The sequence below is a fragment of the Nanhaiella sioensis genome (assembly GCF_046557775.1).
In the GTDB taxonomy this organism is placed as follows: Bacteria; Bacillota; Bacilli; order Bacillales; family SM2101; genus Nanhaiella; species Nanhaiella sioensis.
This window is the reverse complement of sequence record NZ_JBKAEG010000001.1, coordinates 2,064,545-2,086,702: the sequence shown is the minus strand read 5'-3', so window position 1 is coordinate 2,086,702 and position 22,158 is coordinate 2,064,545. Positions and strand designations below refer to the sequence as shown.

Genomic DNA, 22,158 nt, shown 5'->3' with positions numbered 1-22,158 from the left:
CGAATATAACTAACGTTCGGAGCATCTTCTTGTATAAAGACTATAAAAAGCATTTCATATCCATCTGTTTTTATGAAAAGGCGTTAGGCTTTTCTTGTTTTGATTTATTAAATAAATGGCAAGGATATATTTGTAGTCTATGGTCGGGCTGTTAAATTAGCTAATTCGAGTCTCTTGCGCTTTTTTCCAATTCACTATATAGTAAATGTAAAGTCAAATATAGTCAAAGTCAATGAAAGGAGGGGTTGAATGAGAAATATATCTGATGTTATTGAACAATATTTGAAAAGCGTTCTAGAAATGAATGATCAAGATATTGTTGAAATAAAAAGAAATGAAGTAGCAGATAAATTTCAATGCGTACCATCTCAAATTAATTATGTGATAAATACACGTTTTACAATGGAACGTGGTTATATTGTAGAAAGTAAACGCGGTGGCGGTGGCTATATACGAATAATGAAAGTGCAGTCTCATGATGATACCCACTTAATTGAACAACTATTAACGTTAATTGGTCCAAGAATCTCTCAAACAATAGCTGAAAATATTATAGGTCGATTAATTGAAGAAGAGGTTATTACTGAAAGAGAAGCAAAAATCATGTTGAGTACTGTTGATCGATCAATCTTATATATTAGCCTTCCAGATAGAGATGAATTACGATCTAGAATACTCATTGCGATGTTGACATCACTAAAATACAATTAATGGTATGAGGATTTCAGATGATATTAATAATCTAGACAGGAGAGGTGAAGTCATTGATATGTCAAGAATGTAACAAGAGACCTGCAACGTTACACTTTACAAAAATTATCAACGGAGAAAAAGCTGAAACCCACGTTTGTGAGCATTGTGCACAGGAAAAAGGAGAAATGTTTATGCTTGCAAATAATCAAGGCTTTTCGATTAATAACTTAATAGCAGGGCTACTCAATATGGAACCTTCTCTACAAGAAAAACAACGTAATTCATTTCATCAAAATGAGGTTATTCAATGTGACAAATGTAAAATGACTTATACTCAATTTTTAAACATTGGTAAATTTGGATGCTCTGAATGTTATAAAACGTTTAAAAATCATTTAACTCCTATACTCAAGAGGTTTCATAGTGGAAACACAATTCATTCTGGAAAAATCCCGACAAGGATAGGTGGAAATATACACTTACGTAAGCAAATAGAACAATATAAACAAACACTTCAGGAGTATATAGTCAGTGAGGAGTTTGAAAAAGCAGCAGAAGTTCGTGATAAGGTTAGGGCTTTAGAACGAAGTTTAAGTCAGATAGACATGGGGGAGGGATAACTATGTCACTTCAGCGGTTTCTACAAAAAGCAATAAGCTCCTGGATGAGTGAGGATGGCCCTGAATCAGATATCGTACTTTCTAGTAGAATTAGACTTGCACGAAATATAGAAAATATATGGTTTCCTACTGTCATAACAAACGAAGAAGCGCATAAGATCATTCAATTATTTAAATTGGTATGTGAAGAAAAAGCGCCGGAATCTTTTGGGAAGCTAGAATTATTAGCGATGAATGAAATGCAACCTATTGAAAAAAGAGTACTAGTTGAAAAGCATCTCATTAGCCCTCAATTAGCCGAAGATGCGCCTTTTGGAGCTTGTATTTTATCAGAAAATGAAGAAGTAAGTATCATGATAAATGAAGAGGATCATATACGAATTCAATGTTTGTTTCCTGGGTTTCAGCTTAGTGCAGCTCTGGAAAAAGCTAATGAGTTGGATGATTGGATTGAAACACATGTAGACTATGCGTTTGATGAACAGAAAGGGTATTTGACTAGCTGTCCAACGAATGTTGGTACTGGATTAAGGGCATCGGTCATGATGCATTTGCCTGCACTTATATTAACCCAACAAATGAGTAGAATTATTCCAGCAATCAATCAACTTGGTCTAGTTGTTAGAGGAATATATGGTGAAGGTAGCGAAGCATTAGGTAATATATTTCAAATATCAAACCAAGTAACACTTGGAAAATCTGAAACTGATATTGTGAATGACCTAGAAAGTGTGGTGCAGCAACTCATTGCTCAAGAACGCTCTGCACGAGAAGCATTAGTAAAAACATCTGGTATTCAACTAGAAGACAGGGTATACCGCTCATATGGTACATTAGCACATAGTCGCGTTATGGAGACAAAAGAAGCAGCTAAATGTTTGTCTGACATTCGTTTAGGCATTGATATCGGATATATAAAAGATATATCGAGTAATATTTTAAATGAATTAATGATTGTAACACAGCCTGGATTTCTTCAGCAATATGCAGGCGGTCCATTAAGATCACATGAACGTGATATTCGTAGGGCAACATTGATTAGAGAAAGAATAAGCTTGGAAAAAAGCAATCAAAATGAGTTTGGAGGTCGAGAATTATGATGTTTGGTAGATTTACTGAGCGAGCACAAAAAGTTTTGGCATTGGCACAGGAAGAGGCAGTTCGTTTAGGTCATAATAACATAGGAACGGAGCATATTTTATTAGGTCTTATTCGCGAAGGTGAAGGGATTGCAGCTAAGGCGTTAGTTGCTCTTGGTTTGGAATCTAATAAGATTCAAGAAGAAGTTGAAAAGTTAATCGGTAAGGGTCAAGAAACAACTCAAACGATTCATTACACACCTCGTGCCAAAAAAGTAATAGAATTATCTATGGATGAGGCTAGAAAGCTAGGGCATTCTTATGTAGGAACGGAGCACATTTTACTGGGGCTCATCAGAGAAGGTGAAGGAGTTGCTGCTCGAGTTTTAAATAACTTAGGAGTAAGCTTAAATAAAGCACGTCAACAAGTGCTTCAGCTGTTAGGGAGTAATGAAACTTCATCAGGTCATCAAGGAGGAGCGGCTACGAATGCTAATACACCTACATTAGATAGTCTCGCACGAGACTTAACAGCCATTGCCCGAGAAGGAAGCTTAGATCCTGTCATTGGTAGAAGTAAAGAAATTCAGCGTGTAATTGAAGTTTTAAGTAGACGCACAAAGAACAACCCAGTCCTAATAGGAGAACCTGGAGTTGGTAAGACTGCAATTGCTGAGGGGTTAGCTCAACAAATTGTAAATAATGAAATACCAGAAATCCTACGTGATAAGCGTGTAATGACTTTAGACATGGGCACAGTGGTGGCAGGAACTAAATATCGCGGTGAATTTGAAGATAGACTGAAAAAGGTAATGGATGAAATTCGCCAAGCAGGTAATATCATATTATTTATCGATGAACTTCATACATTAATTGGTGCTGGTGGAGCGGAAGGAGCAATTGATGCTTCAAATATTCTAAAGCCATCATTAGCTAGAGGGGAGCTTCAATGTATTGGAGCTACAACTATAGATGAATATAGAAAATATATAGAAAAAGATGCTGCGTTAGAAAGACGTTTTCAGCCTATACAAGTAGATGAACCAACGAATGAGGAATCAATTCAAATCTTGAAAGGTTTACGTGATCGGTATGAAGCACATCACCGTGTATCAATCAGTGATGACTCAATCATTCAGGCGGTAAAATTATCCGACCGCTACATTTCAGATCGCTTTTTACCTGACAAAGCGATTGATTTAATAGATGAAGCAGGATCAAAAGTTCGTTTGCGGTCTTATACGACACCACCAAATTTAAAAGAGCTTGAACAAAAATTAGATGAAATAAGAAAAGAGAAGGATGCAGCAGTACAAAGTCAAGAGTTTGAGAAAGCAGCCTCTCTACGGGACACTGAACAACGCTTAAGAGAACAATTAGAGGAAACAAAGAAAAGCTGGAAGCAGAAACAAGGTCAAGAAAACTGTGAGGTAACAGTAGAAGACATTGCTAAAGTTGTTGCAAGCTGGACAGGAATTCCTGTATCAAAACTTGCTCAAACTGAAACAGATAAATTGTTAAATTTAGAGGAAATCCTGCATTCAAGAGTAATTGGGCAAGAAGAAGCTGTGAAAGCAGTTGCCAAGGCTGTACGTCGAGCGCGTGCTGGATTGAAAGATCCGAAAAGACCTATCGGTTCATTTGTTTTTTTAGGCCCTACCGGTGTTGGTAAAACTGAGCTAGCAAGAGCATTAGCTGAATCAATGTTTGGTGAAGAAGATGCCATGATCCGAATTGATATGTCTGAATATATGGAGAAGCACTCGACGTCAAGACTAGTTGGTTCACCGCCAGGTTATGTCGGTCATGATGAGGGTGGACAACTAACAGAAAAAGTTCGTCGTAAACCATACTCAGTTATTCTTCTAGATGAAGTTGAAAAAGCACATCCTGAAGTTTTTAATATTTTGCTTCAAGTGCTAGAAGACGGTAGGTTAACTGATTCAAAAGGCCGTACAGTAGATTTTCGGAACACAGTATTAATTATGACATCAAATGTTGGTGCAGATGCGCTAAGACGAAATAAGTTTGTTGGATTTAATGTACAGGATGAAAATCAAAATTATAAAGATATGAAGGGGAAAGTGATGGATGAGCTGAAAAAAGCATTTCGTCCGGAGTTTTTAAATCGTATCGATGAAATTATTGTTTTCCATTCTTTAGAGAAAAAACATCTTAAAGAAATCGTGACATTAATGACAGAACAATTAACAAAAAGATTAGTGGAGCAAGAAATTGCCCTGGAAATTACAGACGCAGCAAAGGAAAAGCTAGCAGAAGAAGGAAATGACCTAGAGTATGGAGCACGTCCTTTGCGCAGAGCGATTCAAAAGCATGTTGAAGATTTGCTTTCTGAAGAATTGCTCAAAGGAACGATTGCAAAAGGTCAGAAAGTTACGCTAGATGTTGTTGAGAATGAGTTTACTATTCGCTTTGCTGAAGAAATTAGTGAATTAAACCACTTATAAAATACGATAAGTAAGAAAAGAGGTATACGTCAGCATGCAAAGTCGTATACCTTTTCTTCTTTAGATCTATTTATATTGTCATAAAATATGATACACATAGGTATTTTAAATAGAGGAGCTTAACATAATGGCTAAAAGAAAAACAAAGTTTAGTTGTCAAACTTGTGGATATGAATCAGCAAAATGGATGGGAAAGTGTCCTGGGTGTAATGCGTGGAATACAATGGTAGAAGAAATTGAACAGACAAAATCTGCTCGGAAGGGATCGTTTTATGTAGCACCTACTTCCACCAGTACAAAACCTACAGCTATAACAAAAATAGAAACGACGAACGAGCCAAGAATGTATACGGATTTTATGGAATTTAATCGGGTGTTAGGTGGAGGTATTGTTAAAGGATCGCTTGTATTAATAGGTGGAGATCCTGGTATTGGAAAGTCAACATTGTTATTGCAAGTATCATCAAAATTAGCCCATTCTGAACATAAAGTATTATATATATCTGGAGAAGAATCAATAAAACAAACGAAGCTTCGTGCAGATCGACTAGAGGTTAATGGAGAGAATGTATTCGTGTTAGCTGAAACTGACTTAGAATATATATCAAAAGCCATTGAAGAGATGGAGCCATCATTTGTTGTTATTGATTCAATACAAACTATTTTTCACCCTGAGGTTACATCAGCTCCAGGCAGTGTCTCGCAAGTAAGAGAATGTACCGCTGAGCTTATGAAAATTGCAAAAACGAAAGGAATCGCCACTTTTATTGTTGGTCATGTTACGAAAGAAGGCTCAATTGCTGGGCCAAGGTTACTTGAACATATGGTGGATACAGTTCTTTATTTTGAAGGTGAACGTCATCATACGTATAGGATATTAAGAGCTGTTAAAAACCGCTTTGGATCAACAAATGAAATAGGAATCTTTGAAATGAAGGAACTAGGTCTAACTGAAGTTCAAAACCCATCTGAAATTTTTCTAGAGGAGCGTTCCAAAGGAGCAGCTGGATCTACAGTAGTAGCCTCTATGGAAGGAACAAGGCCCGTTCTCGTCGAAATACAAGCACTCATTTCACCAACAAGTTTTGGTAATCCACGAAGAATGGCAACGGGAATCGATCATAATAGAGTATCACTGCTTATGGCTGTATTAGAAAAGAGAGTGGGGCTATTGCTGCAAAATCAAGATGCATACTTAAAGGTTGCAGGAGGAGTCAAGTTAGATGAACCTGCAATTGATTTAGCTGTAGCCGTCAGTATCGCTTCAAGCTTTCGAGACGAACTATCAAACCCTACAGATGTAGTTATCGGAGAAGTTGGCTTAACTGGGGAAGTACGACGCGTTTCTAGAATTGAACAGCGAGTTCAGGAAGCTGCGAAACTTGGCTTTAAGAGGGTTATTTTGCCTGACAAAAACTTAGGAGGATGGACTGTTCCAGCTGGAATTGAGGTGATTGGAGTATCATCTGTTAATGAGACCTTACAACATGCATTGGGAGGGTAGATAGTTAATGGAGAGAGTGCATAGCGAGCAAATTGTAGCAGACATATTAAAGCTTATTGCCCCTGGAACCCCTATTCGGGAAGGGTTAGATAACGTATTGCGTGCAAAAACCGGTGGCTTAATCGTTGTTGGCTACAACGATAAAATGAAAAAATTGGTTGATGGCGGCTTTCAAATAAATTGTCAGTTCTCACCATCATATTTATATGAATTAGCTAAAATGGATGGTGCAATTATCTTAAATGAATTAGGGTCGAAAATTTTAATATCCAATGCACAATTAGTTCCAGATTCTTGTATTGTTGTATCTGAAACGGGCATGAGGCACCGTACTGCAGAGAGATTTGCGAAACAAACTGGGAGCTTAGTCATCGCTATCTCACAACGCCGTAATGTTATTACTTTATATAAAGCTGACTTTCGCTATGTATTAAAAGATATTGGTGTCATTTTGACGAAAGCAAACCAAGCTATGCAAACACTTGAGAAATATCACTCTGTTTTGAATCAAAGCATGACCAATTTAGGTGCTTTGGAATTTGAAGAGCAAGTAACTTTTTCGGAAGTATTACAAGTTCTACATCGTATTGAAATGGTGTTGAGAATTCAAAATGAGATCATCAGCTATGTCACTGAGTTAGGTTCTGAAGGAAGGTTAATACGTCTACAAATGAACGAATTAGTTGCCCATATTGAAGAGGAAGCAATTTTACTTATTAAAGATTATGCATGTGAAGCTAAGGAAGATATTGATGCAATTTTACTTAAAATACAAAAGCTTTCGAGCTCGGAGCTTCTTGATGATTATCTACTCTTAAAATTACTTGGGTATCCTCAAAATACAAATATAGATAAAGGTGTAATACCTCGAGGGTATCGAGCCTTATATAAAATACCACGTTTGCCATCAGTCGTTATAGAAAATTTAATAGAAACCTTCAAAAATATGAATCAAATCGTGAAAGCAAGTGTAGAACAATTAGATGAAGTAGAGGGGATTGGAGAAGTTCGAGCACGAAAAATTAAAGAAGGACTTAAAAGAATACAGCAGCAATTGTTAATTGATCGTCAAATATAGTAGTCATTTGCAATCATCACATAAAGGATGATATGCTAAGTGAAAGATGTCTTTATTTTACAAATATATTTCATCGCGGTTACAAATAGAAAAAATAATAGTAATAGTACGTTTCAATTATTGCAAACTGTTTATAATGTATAGAAGGAGGTGAAAGAATGTTAAAAAGAATTGTTCAATTATTTTTTCTCATTATCGGTGGGATATTAGGTATATTTTATATTCCATATGTATTACCTTTAATGAATATTGATAACATTGCATTGTTAAGAGAACATTACATGCTAGCCATATTAGGTGCACTTATTTTCTTTCTTGTTACATTTTGGTTAGTAGATTATATAGTAAATTTAATACGTTGGTTAGAGGAGACTGTTGTCAAGGCTCCAGCAACTGATGTAGTCTTTGGGAGTTTAGGGTTAATCTTTGGCCTTATTGTTGCTTTTTTTATTAATATCCCAATACAAAAATTCCAATTTTTATTATTCAATACCATTATACCTATATTTTTGACTCTGTTATTAGGTTATTTGGGCTTTCAAATAGGTTTTAAAAAGCGAGACGACCTTATTAACTTATTTTCAATATCTAACCGTAAAGGAACAAAAAAAGGCAATGAAGAAGATTTTGAGCTGTATGATAAAAAATTAAAAATATTGGATACAAGTGTTATTATCGATGGTCGTGTAGCGGATATATGTCAAACAGGCTTTTTAGAAGGAACGATCGTCATACCCCAATTTGTCCTAGAAGAACTTCAGCATATCGCGGATTCAGCGGATGTGTTAAAACGTAATAGGGGTAGAAGAGGGCTTGATATTTTAAATCGCATACAAAAGGAATTATCAAATAACGTTGAGATATATGAAGGTGATTTTGAAGATATACAGGAGGTTGATAGCAAGCTCGTAAAGCTCGCTAAAATTACTTCTGGAGTAGTAGTTACAAATGATTTTAACTTAAATAAAGTTTGTGAATTACAAAATGTAGCTGTGTTAAATATTAATGATTTGGCAAATGCCGTGAAACCGGTTGTTCTTCCAGGGGAAGAGATGAATGTCCAAGTAATTAAAGATGGGAAAGAACAAAATCAAGGCATTGCGTATCTTGATGACGGAACGATGATTGTTGTTGAAGATGGAAGAGATTATATAGGTAAAAATCTTGATGTGTTAGTTACGAGTGTACTACAGACTTCTGCTGGGAGAATGATCTTTGCTAAGCCGAAGTTGTTAGAAAGAGCATTATAAGATATAATACAGAGTTTATATAAATGATAAGGTTATAGGTGACGTGAACACGTTCCTTAACCTTTATCATGCCTATACAAATGTTAGGAGAGCAACATGATGTTATATAAGGTAGTCATTCCTGCAGCAGGACAGGGGAAAAGAATGAATGTAGGTATGAATAAACTGTTTATGTCATTACAGTCAACGCCAATCATAGCCCATACTTTAAAAGTTTTTGAAAATGACCCCCATTGCGTAGGAATTGTCCTAGTTATTAATTCACTAGATGAGCAATATATGAGGGAAATTGTAGAAGAGAACAACTTTTCGAAAATAGAAAAAATCGTGTATGGTGGAGATGAGCGGCAGCATAGTGTACATATGGGCTTAAAAGCAGTTCATAATGTTGATATTGTGCTCATTCACGATGGTGCAAGACCTTTTATTAAAACCGAGCATATTCATTCTTTGGTTAATACCGCATACAAAGACGGGGCGGCTGTTCTTGCAGTGCCTGTTAAAGATACTGTGAAGCGTGTTCTGGATTTGAAAGTGGAGGAAACATTTGAACGATCTAGCTTGTGGGCAGTGCAAACGCCACAAGCTTTTCGTATATCATTATTGGAAGAAGCGCATGAGCAAGCTATTAAAGATAAATATATTGGTACCGACGATGCCAGTTTAGTAGAACGACTAAATAAACAAGTAATGATCGTCGAAGGTGATTATCAAAATATCAAAATTACTACACCAGAGGATATCAAATTTGCACATGCTATTTTGGGTGAGTAGTTTAAACGATAAGCGAGTAACATAGAGAGATAAAGTAACGGGAGTGAAGGTAATGATTCGTATTGGGCAAGGTTTTGATGTTCATCAATTTGCTGATGATAGACCTCTAATATTAGGGGGAATTGAAATTCCCCACGTAAAAGGTTTGTTAGGACATTCAGATGCGGATGTACTATTACATACAATTGCAGATGCCAGTTTAGGGGCCATTGCAGCAGGGGATATTGGCAAACATTTTCCGGATACAGACCCACAATATAAAAATGCTGATTCATCACTACTACTTCAACACGTTTGGAAGCTAGTAAAGAATGAAGGTTATGAATTGGGCAATGTTGATTGTACGATTATTGCTCAACAACCAAAAATGTCCCCATATATTGACCAAATGAGGGGGAGAATTGCTGAACTTCTTGAGGCTTCTATTGACCAAGTAAATGTAAAAGCTACAACTACTGAAAAGCTTGGGTTTACAGGAAGAGAAGAAGGAATAGCTGCTCAAGTAGTTATTTTACTAAAAAAAAGGTAGCAACATAGACATGCTTTGTATACAATCATGTTTGGTGATAAAATAACGATAAAACTTTGCTATGTACAATTATGGGGGTAACAATTATGGTGAAAGATATAAGGGTTCGTTATGCGCCAAGTCCAACAGGACATTTACATATAGGGAATGCGCGTACGGCATTATTTAATTATTTATTTGCACGAAATAATGATGGCAAATTTATTATCCGAATTGAAGATACGGATAAAAAGCGTAACATTGTAGGTGGAGAAGAAAGTCAATTAAAATATTTATCTTGGCTAGGAATTGATTGGGATGAAAGTGTTGATGTAGGTGGGAATTATGGACCTTATCGTCAATCGGAAAGAAATGATATTTATCAGCAGTATTATAATGAACTATTAGAGAAAGATTTAGCATATAAATGTTATTGTACTGAGGAAGAACTAGAAAAAGAGCGAGAAGAGCAATCCTTAAATGGAGGCATGCCACAATATTCAGGGAAATGTCGTCATTTAACGGATGAGCAACGCAAGTCTTTAGAAGCCGAAGGTCGAAAACCTAGCATTCGTTTTAGCGTACCATCTGAAAAGACATACCGTTTTCAAGACATGGTAAAGGGTGAAGTGACTTTTGAATCACAAGATATTGGTGATTATGTCATTGTTAAGAAGGATGGTACCCCAACGTACAACTTTGCAGTAGCAGTTGATGATTATCTTATGAAAATTTCACATGTTTTACGTGGTGATGATCATATTTCAAATACACCAAAGCAAATGATGATTTATGAAGCTCTTGGATGGGAGTATCCTACATTTGGTCATATGACTTTAATTGTAAATGAGAGTAGGAAAAAGCTTAGTAAGCGGGACGAAGCGATTATTCAATTTATTGAGCAGTATGAAGAATTAGGTTATTTGCCAGAGGCTTTATTTAACTTTATTGCACTTCTAGGTTGGTCGCCAGGTGGTGAAGATGAAGTATTTACAAAGGAACAATTGATTGATATTTTTGATGCTAAGCGTTTATCAAAATCACCTGCTTTATTTGATAAACAAAAATTGACATGGATGAACAATCAGTATATAAAACATCTAAGTGCCGATGACATCGTAAACTTATCCTTGCCTCATTTAACTAAAGCTGGGCTCATAGAGGAAAACATGGATGAAGAAAATAGAGAGTGGGTTCGAAAATTAATTTTATTACACCAAGAAAAAATGAGCTACGGGGCAGAAATTATTGGTTTAACCGAAATGTTTTTTAAAGCAGATATCAAGTATGATGAGGAAGCAAAGGTAGTTTTATCAGAAGAGCAAGTAAATGAGGTACTTACTGGGTTTCTATCAGAGATTGAACAGCTTGAATCATTTAAAGCAGAGCACATTAAAGCAGCAATGAAATCTGTTCAAAAATCTACAGGACACAAAGGTAAAAAGCTCTTTATGCCGATTCGTGTTGCGACAACAGGTCAAACACATGGCCCGGACTTACCAATGGCAATTGAGTTACTCGGTAAGGAAAAAATTAAAGAGCGGATAAAAAGCTTAATTAGTTAACTTTTTTTTAACTTTGTAATATAGTAAAGATATATGAATCGATGTTTAAATTTGTAAGTAAGGCTATTATGCATAGATGTTGCTAAGTATTAAGGATTAAATATGTAAATTACAATATATATTTTGGGAAACAAGCTTTTTACAAAATGAATGATACGTAATTACGTTGACGAGGAAAAGTAAATGAGCGGTTAAAGATATTTAAGAGAGAACCATCATCGGCTGAAAGTGGTTCATATCCCCGCTTTTTGAAATGCACCTCTGAGTATTCTAGGTGAACTAATCTTTGATTAACTAGCTTAGGACGGATTCCCTTCCGTTAGAAGGGTTGAGTTGGGGTAGGCTTGCAAATTTGAGCTACCTAAACAGGGTGGAACCGCGTGAAAACGTCTCTGTGCATAGGCATAGAGGCGTTTTTTCGTATATGGATATGTACACGTATACAACTTATGTCCATCGTGTCTTTTCTTTTATATAGGCATTTTCGTAAAAAACTTAACAAGAATATTACTAAAGTTTGGTGCATCTTTTCTTCTATAAAACGATGACACTTACGCAAATTAATATCTTTATTTTCTAGTATAGGTACATTAGCAACGAAGTTTACGAAAAGAGCATTGTTAGAAATTCAACACCTTTATTGATGAGTTATGGAAAATATGGCCCTTACAGTCATTTCAACCAAAAAGCATTTGATAGTATTGGCATTCTATACATTCGAATTGTCTTCTTTCAACACATGGTGGGGATGATTGAGGCTCTTGCACTTTTCTTGTCTTTTGAACAAATAATAAGAATGGAGGGGAACACCGTGTTTAAAATGTTTAAAGAAGATATTGAGGTGATTTTTGAGCAAGATCCAGCTGCAAGAAGCTATATTGAGGTGATCCTTACTTATTCTGGGTTACATGCTATTTGGTCACATAGGATAGCTCACGGATTATTTAAGCGAAAACTGTTTTTTCTTGCTAGACTCATATCACAAATAAGCAGGTTTTTTACTGGAATTGAAATTCATCCTGGTGCTCAAATAGGAAGGCGCTTATTCATTGATCATGGCATGGGTGTTGTCATAGGTGAGACGTGTGAAATTGGAGATAATGTTACGATTTATCAAGGTGTTACGTTAGGAGGAACAGGTAAGGAAAAGGGTAAGAGACACCCGACTATTAAGGACAATGCACTTATCGCAGCAGGAGCAAAAGTATTAGGATCTATAACTATTGGAGAGAATTCAAAGATTGGGGGAGGCTCTGTTGTCTTACATGACGTTCCTGACAATTCTACAGCAGTTGGTATACCTGGAAGGATAGTTATAAAAAATGGTGTGCGAGTTAAAAAAGACTTTAATCATCGAGATTTACCAGACCCGATTGCCGATCGTATAAGAGAAATTGAATTAGAAATGAATGAATTACGAAATGAACTAGCAGAAATGAAAGAGAGGAAAATAGAACATGCCAATTCAAATTTATAATACACTTACTAGAGCAAAGGAATTATTCATACCTATTGAAGAAAATAAGGTTACAATGTATAAGTGTGGACCAACAGTATATAACTATATCCATATTGGAAATGCACGACCTGATATTATATATGATACAGTTAGGAGATATTTTGAATATCGCGGGTATGATGTGAAATATATTTCCAACTTTACTGATGTTGATGATAAGATTATAAAAGCTGCTAACGAGTTAGGTGAGGACGTACCTACTGTCTCTGAGAGGTTTATTCAAGCATATTTTGAAGACGTTTCCGCGTTAGGATGCAAAAAAGCAGATGCTCATCCACGAGTCACAGAAACGATGGATATTATTATTGACTTTATTCAAGCTTTGATTGACAAAGGTTATGCTTATGAATCAGGTGGAGATGTTTATTACAAAACGCGTGAATTCGACGGATACGGAAAATTATCTCATCAATCAATTGACGAACTGCGAGTGGGTGCTCGAATTGAAGTCGATGAGAAGAAAAACGATTCAATAGATTTTGTTCTTTGGAAAGCAGCCAAGGAAGGAGAGATTTCCTGGGAAAGCCCATGGGGCTTAGGTAGACCTGGTTGGCATATCGAATGTTCTGCAATGGTGCGAGAATATTTAGGAGATACAATAGATATTCATGCAGGAGGGCAAGACTTAATTTTTCCACATCATGAGAATGAGATAGCTCAATCAGAAGCTTTAACAGGAAAACAGCTTGCTAATTATTGGATGCATAATGGATATATCAATATAGATAACGAAAAGATGTCGAAATCATTAGGGAACTTTGTTTTGGTTCATGACATTATTAAAGAGCATGATCCACAAGTGTTGCGCTTTTTTATGCTATCTGTTCATTACCGCAATCCAATAAATTATAATATTGAATTACTTCAGAGTGCCAAAAGTAGCCTCGAGAGATTACGTACAGCATATGCGAATTTAAAACATCGGATGAATAGCAGTGCTAATCTAACTACGAATGATGATGAATGGATTCAAAATATTAGTCAATACAAAGAAAAATTTATTGAAGAGATGGATGATGATTTTAATACTGCCAATGCAATTACAGTATTATTCGACCTTTCTAAGACTGCAAATCTATATTTAATGGAAAAAAACACTTCCAATCAAGTTATTCAACAATTTGTATTGCTCTTTGAAGAAACCTTTACCGTGCTTGGACTCACATTAGAAAATAACGAGCTACTTGATGATGAAATAGAAGAACTGATTCAACAAAGAATAGATGCTAGAAAGAATAGGGATTTTGCATTATCTGATCAAATTCGAGATGAGTTAAAAGAACGAAATATTGTACTTGAAGACACAGCTCAAGGTACAAGATGGAGAAGAGGGTAAGGAAGATGTTACATTCACCTAATATTATTGATGTGAAACAGTTAAACAGTCTAGCTTTAGCATATATGGGTGATGCTGTATACGAAAGTCATGTGCGGCATCACCTATTACTAAAGGGTAATATTAGACCTAATCAGTTACACAATATTGCTAAAGCATATGTGTCAGCAAAAGCGCAAGCGAATGTTATACACTTCTTTCTCCAAAATGATATCCTTAGTATTGAAGAGCAAACAATCGTAAAAAGAGGGCGTAATGCAAAATCAGGTACCATTCCAAAAAATACAGATGTACAAACATATCGATATAGCACAGCGTTTGAAGCTTTATTAGGGTACCATTATTTAATGGGAAATGAAGATAGGTTTGAGGAGCTTGTAAGAGAATCTTTTCAATTTATTGAGAAACAAAAGAAAGGAGGTAAATGATGAATCAGGAATATATTATTGGCAAAAACCCTGTGTTAGAAGCGCTAAAATCAAAGCGTGAAATTAATAAGATTTGGATTGCTGAAGGATCACAAAGAGGGCAAATGCAACAGGTTGCTCAGCTTGCAAAGGATAAGCAAGTACCAGTTTCGTTTGTCCCAAAGAAAAAGATAGACCAAATGAATGATGGCAATCATCAAGGTGTTATTGCTCAAGTGGCTGCATACGAATACGCAAGCCTAGATGATCTATACCGTAAAGCAGAGGAAAAAGGAGAAATGCCCTTTTTTATCTTACTCGATGAAATTGAGGATCCACATAACCTCGGTTCTATCATGCGAACTGCAGATGCAGTTGGTGCTCATGGCATTATTATTCCGAAGAGAAGAGCGGTAGGATTAACTGCAACTGTTGCTAAAGCTTCAACCGGAGCGATAGAGTATATTCCAGTAGCTAAGGTGACTAATTTGTCTCGCACAATAGAAGAGCTTAAAGAAAATGGCATATGGATCATTGGTACAGATGCAAATGGTCAAGATGACTACAGGAGCATTGACGGAAATATGCCTTTAGGACTTGTCATTGGTAGTGAAGGAAAAGGGATCGGAAGACTTATTAAAGAAAAATGTGATTTTCTCATTAATCTTCCTATGCGTGGGAAGGTAACATCTTTAAATGCATCGGTTGCTGCTGGCTTACTAATGTATGAGGTTTACCGTAAACGAATCCCGTTAGGGGACTAACCTTTATGGATATCCTGATTGTTGATGGATACAACATTATAGGGGCATGGCCAAACTTAAGACCTTTAAGGGATAAAGATTTTAACTCAGCTCGCGATAACTTAATCAATCAGATGGCTGAATATCAAGCTTATACTGGTTATAGAGTAATCATTGTTTTTGATGCTCACCTCGTTAAAGGCATTGAAAAGAAATTAAAAAACCACAAAGTAGAGATCATATTCACACGTGAGAATGAAACTGCAGATGAACGCATAGAGAAGCTAGTGAAAGAACTTAATAATATTCAAACGCAAATTCATGTTGCAACATCGGATTATATGGAACAATGGACGATTTTTGGACAGGGTGCATTGAGAAAATCCGCACGAGAACTATACAATGAAATGACCGCTATTAAACAGCGAATTGAGAAGAAGGTCAAAGTGACACAACAAAAAAAGCCAAAGTCTAAAATACATCTTAGTGAAGAAGTTGCAGAAATTTTCGAAAAATGGAGACGTGGACAACGATGAGTGGTTGACGTTGAAAAAAATCGTGCTGTATAATATTTCTATATAACGGTCGGAGGGATCTGTGTGGTTTCGAACTTCAAAGGGAAGACAAGGGGAATATATGAGCAGTATGAGGATGAACATATTGTAGAATTAGTTCACAGTGGCAATAGTGAAGCGCTTGATTATTTGATCAATAAGTATAAAAACTTTGTCCGTGCAAAAGCGAGATCGTATTTCTTAATTGGAGCAGATCGAGAAGATATTGTCCAAGAAGGCATGATAGGCTTATATAAAGCAATACGTGATTTTAGAGAGGACAAGCTTACATCATTCAAGGCTTTTGCGGAATTATGTATAACGAGACAAATTATTACTGCTATTAAAACTGCTACTAGACAAAAACACATTCCGTTAAATTCCTATGTATCACTGGACAAGCCTATTTATGACGAGGAATCGGATCGAACACTAATGGACGTAATTTCTGGTACGAAGGTAATGAATCCAGAAGAACTCATTATAAATCAAGAAGAATATGATGATATTGAAGTGAAAATGTCAGAGCTATTAAGTGATTTAGAAAGAAAGGTTTTAGTTCTTTATTTAGATGGAAGGTCTTATCAGGAAATTTCCGAAGATCTAAATCGTCATGTGAAATCTATTGATAATGCACTACAAAGAGTAAAAAGAAAGCTTGAGCGTTATTTAGAGTTGAGAGAGATAAGCTTGTAGCTTTGCTCCATTTGTTAACAGTTGTTGACATAGAAAAGAATGGTATGATAATCTTTTAAGGACATGTATGTCTATGGTAGGTGTTATCATGAGTAAAAAAATAGTCCTTGCATGCAGTGAGTGTGGAAGTCGAAACTATATAACTATGAAAACTGATGCAAAAACAGAGAAAAGACTTGAAATAAATAAGTTTTGTAAAACTTGTAATACACATACAACCCATCAAGAAGCAAAATAATTTTTAACAACCTAGATTATATAAAAACCGGCGCTGGAGGTTACGTATATGAAACGTTTAACAACATTTTTGCGTGATGTTGTACGTGAAATGAAAAAAGTAAGTTGGCCTAAACAAAAGGAATTGACTCGCTATACTATTACGGTACTTTCAACTGTAGTATTTTTTGTGTTGTTTTTTGCTTTAACAGACCAAATTATTTCTTTTTTAATTGAATTAGTAGTTGAATAACAATTGCATTGTCATGGTATAATGATTGATAAAGTTAGTAGATGAAAAGCCCGGTAACGGGTTTTTTGATTTGGGAAGAAAAAATGTATTTATGGCAGACGCTTTAACAAGAAGACGGAGATAACCAGGTATATAACCTGCTGATGAATGTTTTACGTCTGAGAGTGCCTTTATGAAAATTGACGAAACGTTAACTCTTTAGGTGTAGGAATTTTAACCATCCCCATGAGGCCACTATACCTTATTACTAGAAGGCAAAAAAGCGCCTTCAAGTGAGGTGGCTCCAGTGCTTGTGTGGGATGAATGAGACGTTTGGTCTTTGCTGAATGACTAGCTTCAACAGCCGTCAGCTCGAGGTTATAACCGACTCGTCAATAAGGATAAAAAGCAATCTTATTGATGGTTCGCCATATGCTTGTCACCAGTGAGTGCGCTGTTTGCGCTTTCAGGTCTATTTTATTGTTGGGGAGGGAAGGACATAATAAGTCCTATCGAATGGAAAAGAATTGGTATGTTGTTCATACGTATTCAGGTTATGAAAACAAGGTAAAAGCAAATTTAGAAAAACGTGTTGAGTCAATGGGAATGCAAGATAAAATATTTAGAGTTGTAGTTCCTGAAGAAGAAGAAACAGATGTGAAGAACGGAAAAAAGAAAGTCGTTAAGAAAAAAGTATTCCCAGGATATGTGCTGGTAGAAATTATAATGACAGATGACTCTTGGTATGTTGTGCGAAACACACCTGGAGTAACAGGCTTTGTCGGATCATCAGGCTCTGGATCAAAACCAACTCCGTTGTTACCAGATGAAATTACTCATGTATTAAAAAGAATGGGTATGGAAGAAAAAGTCGTTGAGGTTGATTTTGAACTTAGTGAAACGGTAAAAGTGAAGGATGGTCCTTTTGCTAACTTTACAGGTAAAATTGAAGAGCTTGACGTTGATAAGAGTAAAGTTAAAGTCCTTGTAAATATGTTTGGACGTGAAACGCCAGTTGAACTAGACTTTGACCAAATAGAAAAAATATAACCAATTAAACTTGAAATGACACAAAAAAAGTGGTAATATTTCAAAGTCAGTATGTCTCAAAAAATATGGGGCTAGATGATAATATATCTTTATTATAGTGAGTGTTCAAAAAAGGATGAAGAAGTAATAGTGGGCTATGCTACTAAATTTCATGTACATATGCATCGTACATGAGAAGTGGTAAAGTATGCTGACTTAAGTCTCTTGACGGTTCCTTCTCTCAGACGATTTGGACATCCTCGAATAGATAATAAAGGTTTACGATGAGTGGGAGGGAATACCCTATTACCACATCACGGACTTTAAGGAGGTGTGTCTCGTGGCTAAAAAAGCAATAAAAGTTGTTAAGTTACAAATTCCTGCTGGTAAAGCAAATCCGGCACCACCGGTTGGACCAGCCTTAGGGCAAGCAGGTGTAAATATCATGGGATTCTGTAAGGAATTTAATGCTCGTACAGCTGATCAAGCTGGTTTAATTATACCGGTTGAAATTACAGTTTTCGAAGACCGTTCATTTACTTTTATTACTAAAACTCCACCTGCAGCAGTATTACTTAAAAAAGCTGCTGGAATTGAGTCTGGTTCAGGTGAACCAAACCGTAATAAAGTAGCGACTGTAAAACGTGACAAAGTACGCGAAATTGCTGAAACAAAAATGCCTGATTTAAATGCAGCAAATGTTGAATCAGCAATGCGAATGGTTGAAGGTACAGCCCGCAGTATGGGGATTGTTATTGAAGATTAATCGCGTGCGCATATAGGTGTTGGGAGGTTGCGGCTATGAGTGCATTCTCATTCGCAACCTTTATTCGTGGGAGGTTGTTCCGTTAAAACCACAAATAAGGAGGAAATACAATGGCTAAAAGAGGTAAAAAGTACGTAGAGGCTGCTAAATTAGTAGACCGTACAAAAGCTTACCCAGTGGGAGAAGCGATTGAACTAGTTAAGAAGACAAACACAACAAAATTTGACTCAACGGTTGAAGTTGCTTTCCGTTTAGGAGTTGACCCTAAGAAAGCAGATCAACAAATCCGTGGTGCTGTCGTACTACCACATGGTACTGGTAAAGTACAACGTGTGTTAGTTTTTGCAAAAGGTGAAAAAGCAAAAGAAGCAGAAGCAGCGGGTGCTGATTTTGTTGGTGATAGCGACTACATTAATAAAATCAATCAAGGTTGGTTTGATTTTGATGTGATCGTTGCAACTCCAGATATGATGGGTGAAGTAGGTAAATTAGGTCGAGTATTAGGACCTAAAGGTTTAATGCCTAACCCTAAAACAGGTACTGTAACATTTGATGTTGCAAAAGCTATTAATGAAATTAAAGCTGGTAAAGTAGAGTACCGTGTAGATAAGCAAGGTAACATTCATGTGCCAATTGGTAAAGTTTCCTTTGAAGAAGGGAAGTTAGAAGAAAACTTCACTACAATTTTTGACACAATGGTAAAAGTGAAACCTGCAGCAGCGAAAGGTACGTACATGAAAAATGTATCAGTAACTTCAACGATGGGACCTGGAATTAAAATTGACCCTTCAACAGTAACTGGTGCAAACTAATTAATAAATAATTTGACAAACAGGTTATGATTCTATATAATCATCCTTGTTGTTTAAATAGAATATAATTTATACCGTAGACAGTAGGTGCTCATAATGAGCTTAATTTCCCACCGAGGTGTTTTGTAAATATACAGTGTAATAACAGAATGTTAATTATTGTATATCAAACCTCCGTGTCTTATAGATGTGGAGGTTTTTTGCTGAAAGAGAAAGATAAATTTCGGCATACACCAAGCGGTATAAGTAACCAGAGAAAAATCATAGGAGGTGTAGGGATGAGTAACGCAGTTGAACAAAAACAGCAGATCGTTACGGAAATTGCTGATAAACTTCGTGGTAGTAAATCAACGGTAGTAGTAGACTATCGTGGTTTAACTGTTGCAGAAGTAACAGAACTTCGTAAGCAACTTCGTGAAGCAGGTGTTGAATTTAAAGTATATAAAAATACTTTAACACGTCGTGCAACAGAAGAAGCTGGTTTAGAGGGGTTGAACGAACATTTAACTGGACCAAATGCAATTGCTTTTGGTGTTGAAGATGTAGTAGCTCCTGCGAAAATTCTTAACAACTTTGCGAAGGACCATGAAGCACTTGAGATTAAAGCAGGTGTGATTGAAGGTAATATCGCATCAGTAGAAGACGTTAAAGCTCTTGCAGAACTTCCATCACGCGAAGGATTATTATCTATGTTGCTTAGCGTACTTCAAGCACCTATTCGCAATCTTGCTCTTGCAACAAAAGCTGTTGCAGATCAAAAAGAAGAACAAGGCGCATAATTTAAGTAAACAAATAGTATTTGTATAAAAAATTACAACTTTTCAAGGAGGAAATTATAATGACTAAAGAACAAATCATTGAAGCAGTTAAGGAAATGACTGTTTTAGAATTAAACGACTTAGTAAAAGCTATTGAAGAAGAATTTGGTGTAACTGCTGCTGCTCCTGTAGCTGTAGTAGGTGGAGCTGCTGGTGGAGACGCTGCTGCTGAAAAAACTGAATTTGATGTAGAACTTACAAGTGCTGGTTCACAAAAAATTAAAGTTATCAAAGCTGTTCGTGAAATCACTGGTCTTGGCTTAAAAGAAGCTAAAGAATTAGTTGATAACACTCCAAAAACACTTAAAGAAGGCGTTTCTAAAGACGAAGCTGAAGAACTTAAAGCGAAGCTTGAAGAAGTTGGAGCTGGCGTAGAAGTTAAGTAATTTTGTTGAATAATAAAAAAGCTCGCTAATAATATTAGCGAGCTTTTTTTAAGACTCATAATATTAGATATGCTGTTTGTTATTTTTAACATGCATTTGAGTATCTGATGGCTTTAGAGGAGAAAAGATGCCACGATCGTTAGTTATATTGGCTTTTAGCTCTTTTGACGAAAAGCAACAATTATTAAGAATGAAACTTTAAGATAAGATGCTGTGAATGGTTAATTTCTAAGGGTGTGAAACAATAATTCATGCGAAAGAAGTTAATGCAAAATCTTAAGAAGGACAGGGGGTCGTTTTTTGGGGGATCATTATTTTACAGATAAGCCTAAAGTGAATAGCAACCCACAAACTTGGAGTTATGAATTAAAGGGCTTTATGTTTTCTTTTATTACAGATAATGGTGTATTCTCGAAAAGTGAAGTTGACTTCGGTTCTAAATTATTAATACAACATTTTGAGCCTTCTGAAGCAGATGGTTCTATACTTGATATTGGCTGTGGTTACGGGCCGATTGGTCTTTCGATTGCAAAAGCATTTCACAAACAACGGGTGGAAATGGTTGATGTTAATGAACGGGCACTTGAGTTAGCTGAAAAAAATAAGCAATTGAATGGTGTTTCAAATGTAACCATTTATAAAAGTGATTTGTTTGAGGGTGTAAATCAACGGTGTTTTTCTGCGATATTATCAAATCCACCTATTCGAGCAGGGAAAAAAGTAGTTCATACGATATTAGAAAAAAGTATCGATTATTTAGATGATGGTGGAGAGCTATGGGTTGTTATTCAGAAAAAGCAAGGGGCTCCCTCAGCAGTTGAAAAGCTTAAAGCAATCTTCAGGGAAGTAGAGATAGTTACTAAGAAAAAAGGCTATTATATCATAAAAGCAAAAAAAAGTTGACGGTTATTTTTTGTTGTGTTAATATTATAAAATGCCAAATATGTATTTTTTCTAATATAATTGAAAAAAATATCATATTAGTTGTATATTGTTTAGTTTGAATGGAAAAACTAAAAAAATCAATAGTTCGTGAGTAAAATGTGGTTTTCTAAAAAGAAACCCTTTTATTTTTTGCCTTATGACTGATGATTTTTCAGTTCGT

At 36.0% G+C, this 22,158-nt stretch carries 24 protein-coding genes and 2 other annotated features; all 24 genes read left to right on the top strand.

Annotated features, from left to right (window positions below; all coding sequences use genetic code 11):
• The first annotated feature begins 249 nt into the window (after nt 1-249).
• The 24 genes from V1503_RS09890 (at nt 250) to V1503_RS09775 (ending at nt 21,956) form a co-directional block, all read left to right on the top strand.
• The gene (locus V1503_RS09890) at nt 250-711 is read left to right on the top strand and encodes a CtsR family transcriptional regulator (protein WP_320259576.1); all 462 of its coding nucleotides are present in this window, start codon (nt 250-252) and stop codon (nt 709-711) included.
• A 53-nt stretch (nt 712-764) separates the two neighbouring features.
• The gene (gene mcsA / locus V1503_RS09885) at nt 765-1,313 is read left to right on the top strand and encodes a protein-arginine kinase activator protein McsA (RefSeq protein WP_320259575.1); all 549 of its coding nucleotides are present in this window, start codon (nt 765-767) and stop codon (nt 1,311-1,313) included.
• 2 nt (nt 1,314-1,315) lie between these two features.
• Nucleotides 1,316-2,413, top strand: coding sequence for a protein-arginine kinase McsB (mcsB, locus tag V1503_RS09880; protein WP_410626612.1), 1,098 nt, complete (start codon nt 1,316-1,318; stop codon nt 2,411-2,413).
• Nucleotides 2,410-4,860, top strand: a complete 2,451-nt coding sequence (clpC, locus tag V1503_RS09875) for an ATP-dependent protease ATP-binding subunit ClpC (RefSeq protein WP_410626610.1) — start codon at nt 2,410-2,412, stop codon at nt 4,858-4,860. The genes mcsB and clpC overlap by 4 nt, the downstream gene beginning before the upstream one ends.
• A gap of 127 nt (nt 4,861-4,987) precedes the next feature.
• Entirely contained in the window at nt 4,988-6,364 is a 1,377-nt protein-coding gene (gene radA, locus V1503_RS09870) for a DNA repair protein RadA (RefSeq protein WP_214483880.1), read from the top strand.
• A 7-nt stretch (nt 6,365-6,371) separates the two neighbouring features.
• Entirely contained in the window at nt 6,372-7,442 is a 1,071-nt protein-coding gene (gene disA / locus V1503_RS09865) for a DNA integrity scanning diadenylate cyclase DisA (protein ID WP_214483879.1), read from the top strand.
• A gap of 158 nt (nt 7,443-7,600) precedes the next feature.
• Nucleotides 7,601-8,692 carry a PIN/TRAM domain-containing protein gene (locus tag V1503_RS09860; protein ID WP_320211110.1) on the top strand — a complete coding sequence of 364 codons (1,092 nt, stop codon included), beginning with the start codon at nt 7,601-7,603 and terminating at the stop codon, nt 8,690-8,692.
• 99 nt (nt 8,693-8,791) lie between these two features.
• Nucleotides 8,792-9,466 (top strand): 2-C-methyl-D-erythritol 4-phosphate cytidylyltransferase, encoded by a 675-nt coding sequence (gene ispD, locus V1503_RS09855; protein WP_410629420.1) that lies wholly within the window; start codon nt 8,792-8,794, stop codon nt 9,464-9,466.
• 52 nt (nt 9,467-9,518) lie between these two features.
• On the top strand, nt 9,519-9,995 hold the full coding sequence (gene ispF / locus V1503_RS09850) for a 2-C-methyl-D-erythritol 2,4-cyclodiphosphate synthase (RefSeq protein ID WP_214483876.1): 477 nt from the start codon (nt 9,519-9,521) through the stop codon (nt 9,993-9,995).
• Nucleotides 9,996-10,081: 86 nt separating this feature from the next.
• Nucleotides 10,082-11,539, top strand: coding sequence for a glutamate--tRNA ligase (gene gltX, locus V1503_RS09845; protein WP_410626605.1), 1,458 nt, complete (start codon nt 10,082-10,084; stop codon nt 11,537-11,539).
• Nucleotides 11,540-11,696: 157 nt separating this feature from the next.
• Nucleotides 11,697-11,936, top strand: a binding site (T-box leader).
• A gap of 414 nt (nt 11,937-12,350) precedes the next feature.
• Entirely contained in the window at nt 12,351-13,016 is a 666-nt protein-coding gene (gene epsC, locus V1503_RS09840) for a serine O-acetyltransferase EpsC (RefSeq protein ID WP_410626603.1), read from the top strand.
• A complete protein-coding gene (cysS, locus tag V1503_RS09835) occupies nt 12,997-14,394 on the top strand; it encodes a cysteine--tRNA ligase (protein ID WP_410626601.1) in 1,398 nt (465 codons plus the stop codon). The genes epsC and cysS overlap by 20 nt, the downstream gene beginning before the upstream one ends.
• A gap of 5 nt (nt 14,395-14,399) precedes the next feature.
• A complete protein-coding gene (locus V1503_RS09830; RefSeq protein ID WP_320259567.1) occupies nt 14,400-14,822 on the top strand; it encodes a Mini-ribonuclease 3 in 423 nt (140 codons plus the stop codon).
• Complete coding sequence (gene rlmB, locus V1503_RS09825; protein ID WP_410626599.1) at nt 14,822-15,565, top strand: 23S rRNA (guanosine(2251)-2'-O)-methyltransferase RlmB; 744 nt, start codon at nt 14,822-14,824, stop codon at nt 15,563-15,565. The genes V1503_RS09830 and rlmB overlap by 1 nt, the downstream gene beginning before the upstream one ends.
• 5 nt (nt 15,566-15,570) lie before the next feature.
• Nucleotides 15,571-16,080 (top strand): NYN domain-containing protein, encoded by a 510-nt coding sequence (locus V1503_RS09820; protein WP_214483871.1) that lies wholly within the window; start codon nt 15,571-15,573, stop codon nt 16,078-16,080.
• A gap of 57 nt (nt 16,081-16,137) precedes the next feature.
• Complete coding sequence (gene sigH, locus V1503_RS09815) at nt 16,138-16,794, top strand: RNA polymerase sporulation sigma factor SigH (RefSeq protein ID WP_214483885.1); 657 nt, start codon at nt 16,138-16,140, stop codon at nt 16,792-16,794.
• Between the two features lie 88 nt (nt 16,795-16,882).
• Nucleotides 16,883-17,032, top strand: a complete 150-nt coding sequence (gene rpmG, locus V1503_RS09810; protein ID WP_214483870.1) for a 50S ribosomal protein L33 — start codon at nt 16,883-16,885, stop codon at nt 17,030-17,032.
• Between the two features lie 48 nt (nt 17,033-17,080).
• On the top strand, nt 17,081-17,263 hold the full coding sequence (gene secE, locus V1503_RS09805) for a preprotein translocase subunit SecE (RefSeq protein WP_214483869.1): 183 nt from the start codon (nt 17,081-17,083) through the stop codon (nt 17,261-17,263).
• A gap of 495 nt (nt 17,264-17,758) precedes the next feature.
• Nucleotides 17,759-18,292, top strand: coding sequence for a transcription termination/antitermination protein NusG (nusG, locus tag V1503_RS09800; protein ID WP_214483868.1), 534 nt, complete (start codon nt 17,759-17,761; stop codon nt 18,290-18,292).
• A 319-nt stretch (nt 18,293-18,611) separates the two neighbouring features.
• Nucleotides 18,612-19,037, top strand: coding sequence for a 50S ribosomal protein L11 (gene rplK / locus V1503_RS09795; protein ID WP_214483867.1), 426 nt, complete (start codon nt 18,612-18,614; stop codon nt 19,035-19,037).
• A 110-nt stretch (nt 19,038-19,147) separates the two neighbouring features.
• Nucleotides 19,148-19,849, top strand: a complete 702-nt coding sequence (rplA, locus tag V1503_RS09790) for a 50S ribosomal protein L1 (RefSeq protein ID WP_410626595.1) — start codon at nt 19,148-19,150, stop codon at nt 19,847-19,849.
• A gap of 56 nt (nt 19,850-19,905) precedes the next feature.
• Nucleotides 19,906-20,060 (top strand) — a sequence feature (ribosomal protein L10 leader region).
• 67 nt (nt 20,061-20,127) lie between these two features.
• Nucleotides 20,128-20,628, top strand: a complete 501-nt coding sequence (gene rplJ, locus V1503_RS09785; protein ID WP_214483865.1) for a 50S ribosomal protein L10 — start codon at nt 20,128-20,130, stop codon at nt 20,626-20,628.
• 59 nt (nt 20,629-20,687) lie between these two features.
• Nucleotides 20,688-21,053 (top strand): 50S ribosomal protein L7/L12, encoded by a 366-nt coding sequence (gene rplL, locus V1503_RS09780; RefSeq protein WP_214483864.1) that lies wholly within the window; start codon nt 20,688-20,690, stop codon nt 21,051-21,053.
• Nucleotides 21,054-21,353: 300 nt separating this feature from the next.
• Entirely contained in the window at nt 21,354-21,956 is a 603-nt protein-coding gene (locus tag V1503_RS09775; RefSeq protein ID WP_410626592.1) for a class I SAM-dependent methyltransferase, read from the top strand.
• Nucleotides 21,957-22,158: the final 202 nt, after the last annotated feature.